Below are 648 nucleotides of genomic sequence, written 5' to 3' on the forward strand. Positions count from 1 at the left end.
GTGCTCGTGCTCGTGCTCGTGCTCGTGCTCGTGAGCATGATCCTCGTGGTCATGACCGTGGGAATCGAAGGTCGGCCCCTCGCGGTATTCAAGCTGCACCACCCCCGGGAGGCTCATCAGCTCCACGCTGAGCGCATCGCCGGCAAGGCTCTCGAGCGGCCCCTCGAACCAGGGCGTAAGGTCCTCACTGACCCAGAAGACCGCGTCAGCATGCTCCATGGCAGCCGCCTCCGAGGGGCGCATCGAATAGCGATGCGGCGACGCCCCCTGCTGGATCACCAGCTCTGGGGACCCCAGGTCGCCCATCACCCGGTCGACCAGTGAATAGACCGGTGGAATATCCACCGCGACCGACGGCACCGCCGCATATGCGGACACCGGAAAAACCACGAAAACCATCAATAACTTAAGCGCACGGAATCTCATGGGATGCTCTCCCGAATCAAGTGATGTCGTGAATTGACCGGGATATTGTTATGTTATAACGTTTGCAATTGTCAAACTCGGATCCCGGCCACGGCCATCACGCTTTTCTCCATATACGACCAGGAAGACCCCATGCCGCTGCTGTCGATCGAGCATTGCGACATATGGCTCGGTGGCCATATCGTTCTGGACAACATCACCCTGAGCCTCGAACGGGGTGAG

Annotated in this window: 1 protein-coding gene; it reads right to left on the bottom strand. The window is 59.6% G+C overall.

What is annotated here, in order from left to right; all coding sequences use genetic code 11:
* Positions 1-426 (bottom strand): metal ABC transporter solute-binding protein, Zn/Mn family (locus tag G7A99_RS23430; RefSeq protein ID WP_163144454.1); only part of this gene is annotated, 426 nt, incomplete at its 3' end.
* Between the last annotated feature and the right edge of the window lie 222 nt (positions 427-648).

Source organism: Arhodomonas sp. KWT, assembly GCF_010993615.1.